Annotated in this window: 3 protein-coding genes; all 3 read left to right on the top strand. The window is 70.0% G+C overall.

All coding sequences use genetic code 11. The annotated features are described in order from the left end of the window. The first annotated feature begins 83 nt into the window (after positions 1–83). The 3 genes from AC08OQ_RS15340 to AC08OQ_RS15350 are packed head-to-tail and all read left to right on the top strand — an operon-like array spanning position 84 to position 3,408. Positions 84–1,286: an argininosuccinate synthase gene (locus AC08OQ_RS15340; protein ID WP_476602233.1), complete on the top strand. Its 1,203-nt coding sequence runs from the start codon at positions 84–86 to the stop codon at positions 1,284–1,286. Then, positions 1,283–2,743, top strand: a complete 1,461-nt coding sequence (gene argH / locus AC08OQ_RS15345; protein WP_476602234.1) for an argininosuccinate lyase — start codon at positions 1,283–1,285, stop codon at positions 2,741–2,743. The genes AC08OQ_RS15340 and argH overlap by 4 nt, the downstream gene beginning before the upstream one ends. Before the next feature lie 26 nt (positions 2,744–2,769). Next, positions 2,770–3,408, top strand: a complete 639-nt coding sequence (locus AC08OQ_RS15350) for a DNA-3-methyladenine glycosylase (RefSeq protein ID WP_462186883.1) — start codon at positions 2,770–2,772, stop codon at positions 3,406–3,408. The last annotated feature ends 399 nt before the right edge of the window (positions 3,409–3,807 follow it).

The raw sequence follows: 3,807 nt of genomic DNA on the forward strand, positions 1-3,807 counted from the left end.
TTATCAGCTTTTTTAACCAGTTTGGCATGATTTCCAATAATTCAACATTATTTGATATAAATCAACATAAGGAGATAAGCACTGTGACCGAACGCGTCGTGCTTGCCTACTCGGGCGGCCTCGACACGTCCGTGGCCATCGGTTGGATCGGCGCCGAGACCGGCGCCGACGTCGTCGCGCTGGCGGTCGACGTCGGCCAGGGCGGCGAGGACCTCGAGGCCATCCGGCAGCGCGCCCTCACCTGTGGCGCCGTCGAGTCGATCGTCGTCGACGCCCGCGAGGAGTTCGCCGAGTCCTTCGTCGCTCCGGCGATCAAGAGCAATGCGCTCTACATGGACCGGTATCCGTTGATCTCGTCGCTGTCGCGACCTGTCATCGTCAGGCATCTGGTCGCCGCGGCCCGCGAGCACGGGGCGGACGCCATCGCGCACGGCTGCACCGGCAAGGGCAACGACCAGGTGCGCTTCGAGGTCGGGGTGGCGGCGCTCGCCCCCGGGCTGAGCGTGCTCGCCCCGGTGCGCGATTCGGGGATGACCCGGGACAAGGCGATCGCCTTCGCGGAGGAACGCGGCCTGCCGATCGACGTGTCGAAGAAATCGCCGTATTCCATCGACCAGAACCTGTGGGGCCGCACCGCCGAGTGCGGCGTCCTCGAGGACCCGTGGGCCCAGCCGCCGGAGGACGTCTTCGTCTACTCCGCGGACCCCACCGTCGCGCGGACCCCCGACGAGGTGACCATCTCGTTCACTGACGGTGTCCCGGTGGGGCTGGATGGGCGCTCCCTCCCGCTCGCCGATCTCGTCGCCGAGCTCAACGTCCGGGCGGGCGCCCACGGCGTGGGCCGGATCGACCTGATCGAGGACCGGCTCGTCGGCATCAAGAGCCGGGAGATCTACGAGTGCCCGGCGGCGATCACGCTGCTGACGGCCCACCGGGACCTCGAGGACCTCACGCTCGAGCGGGATGTCGCCCGGTTCAAACGGGGCATCGACCAGCGGTGGGGTGAGATCGTCTACGACGGTCTGTGGTACTCGCCGCTGAAGAGCGCGTTGGACGCCTTCGTTGACTCCGCCAGCGCCGGAGTGTCCGGGGAGGTGCGGATCCGGCTGGTGGGTGGCGTCGCCCAGGTCGTCGGCCGGCGCAGCCCGGCCAGTCTGTACGACCACGCACTGGCCACCTACGACGCCGGCGACCAGTTCGACCAGCGCGACGCCCGCGGGTTCATCGAGCTCTGGGGCTTGCCGACGAAGGTCTGGGCGGCGCGCGAGCAGCGGCTGAACCCGTGACCGCGACGCACCCGTCCGGCGGGAACGACACGACGCACGGGGCGCCCGGGGACGGGGCGCCGATGCGGCTGTGGGGCGGGCGCTTCGCCGGCGGCCCGGCGGAGGCGCTCGCCCGGCTGTCGATAAGCGTCCAGTTCGACTGGCGGCTGGCGCCCTACGACCTGCTCGCGTCGAAGTCGCACGCCCGGCTCCTGCACCGGGCCGGGTTGCTCGACGTCGACGAGCTCGCGGCGATGCTCGCCGCCCTGGACGAGCTCTCCGACGCGGTCACCCAGGGCCGGTTCCGCCCGACCGTCGAGGACGAGGATGTCCACACCGCCCTCGAACGCGGTCTGCTCGAACGGCTCGGAACGCTGGGCGGAAAGCTGCGGGCCGGCCGGAGCCGCAACGATCAGGTCGCCACCGACCTGCGGCTCTACCTGCGGGACTCGGCCCGCGAGGTGGCCGCGCGGCTGACCGAGTTGTCCCATGCGCTGGTCGTGCTTGCCGAGCAGCACGTCGATACCCCGGCCCCCGGGATGACCCACCTGCAGCACGCCCAGCCGATCTCCTTCGGTCATCAGCTGCTGGCACACGTGCAGGCGTTCGTCCGGGACATCGACCGGTTGCGCGATTGGGACGCCCGGGCGTCGGTGAGCGCCTTGGGAGCCGGGGCACTGGCCGGTTCCTCGCTGCCGCTCGACCCGCAGGGGGCGGCCGCGGAGCTGGGGTTCGACCGGGCGTTCGCCAACTCCCTCGACGCGGTCTCCGACCGGGACTTCGCCGCCGAGTTCCTGTTCGTGGCGGCCCTGATCGGAGTGCACCTGTCGCGGCTCGGCGAGGAGATCGTGCTCTGGACGACGAGGGAGTTCGGCTGGGTCGAACTGGACGACGCCTTCGCGACCGGTAGCTCGATCATGCCGCAGAAGAAGAACCCGGACGTCGCGGAGCTGGCCCGGGGGAAGTCCGGCCGGCTCATCGGGGATCTGACCGGCTTCCTGGCCACTCTCAAGGGACTGCCGCTCGCCTACGACCGCGATCTGCAGGAGGACAAGGAGCCGGTCTTCGACGCGGTCGACACCCTGCTGCTGGTGCTGCCCGCGCTGACCGGCACGGTTGCGACCATGCGGGTCCGTCGCGAGCGGCTCGTCGCCGCGGCGCCCGACGGCTTCGCGCTGGCCACGGATGTCGCCGAGTACCTGGTGCGCCGAGGGGTGCCGTTCCGTCAGGCGCACGAGGCGGTCGGCCAGTTCGTGTCGTGGTGCGTGGCCCACGACGTCGATCTCGACGAGGTGCCGGACGACGATCTCGGCGTGATCAACCCGCTGCTCACCCCGGACGTGCGCGAGGTGCTGTCGGTGCGGGGATCGCTGGAGGCCCGCTCGGCCCCCGGCGGGACCGCTCCCGACCGGGTCCGCGAGCAGATCGCCGCGTTGCGTCCGGTGCTGGACCGGGACCAGGTCTGGGCGGTGGGTTGACGGCGCTACCCGAATCCTCGCCCGGCATGGCACCGACGGACGGTGCCGCGCCGGACGGGGTGGACTTCTACGACCGGCCCGTTCTGGTCGTCGCACCGGCCCTTCTTGGTGCGACGGTCCGGCACGGGCCGGTCGCCGTTCGGATCACCGAGGTTGAGGCGTACGGGGGGCTGGACGATCCCGCCTCGCACGCCTACCGCGGCCCGACGCCGCGCGCGGCCGTCATGTTCGGACCGCCGGGACGGGCCTACGTCTACCTCAGTTACGGCGTCCACTGGTGTCTGAACGTGGTGTGCGGACCGGTCGGTTCGGCGTCGGCCGTGCTCCTGCGCTCCGGAGAGGTCGTGGCGGGTCGCGACCTCGTAGCGGGCCGTTTCCCACACCTGGTCGAGGCGGACCTGGCGCGTGGCCCCGGCCGGTTGGGACGGGCGCTCGCCGTGACCGGCGCACTGAGTGGAACCCCGGTCACCGGCGCGGGGCCGATCACGGTGGCACTGGCCGGGGGCCGGAGGATCCGTCCTCCCGGCCCGCCCGGTATCTCCGGCGGCCGGGTCTGCCTCGGCCCCCGGGTGGGGATCCGGGTGGCGGCCGAATGGCCCTGGCGATTCTGGCTCGCTGGCGAGGCGACGGTCAGCGGCCCGCGGTCGCCGCGTCGACCCAGGTGAGTCGACCCAGGTGAGTCGACCCGATGATGCTCTGTACGAGTGTTCCGGGCCCAGTATTCCGGGCCCAGTGTTCCGGGGGTCCAGAGCTCTGGCCCAGACCGCCAAGCCTCCCATATCAAAAGATCACAACGAACCAGTCTTGGGAAGGTGTGACGTACATCACATATCTTGGCGAGGGATTGATTTGACGTCTCCCGTCATCCACCCGTAATGTTCTCTCTGTCAGCGACACACCGGATCCGCCGAACACCACGGATGCGGTCGGTGACGCCCCCTTGAGGGGCGTTATGTGGCAGATGTACGGCAGTCCCCGCCTGGGGAGTAGCTGACGAGCATCCTCCAGAATTTCGCAAGAAGCCAGCAAGCCGCATGAGGGCGACGTCTTGCGACGTCTACTCA

Source organism: Frankia sp. CcCS3 (genome assembly GCF_977927575.1).

Coding starts and splice junctions, on each gene's coding strand:
- AC08OQ_RS15350 (WP_462186883.1), top strand. CDS start 2,770: ATGGCACCGACGGACGGTGCCGCGCCGGACGGGGTGGACTTCTACGAC.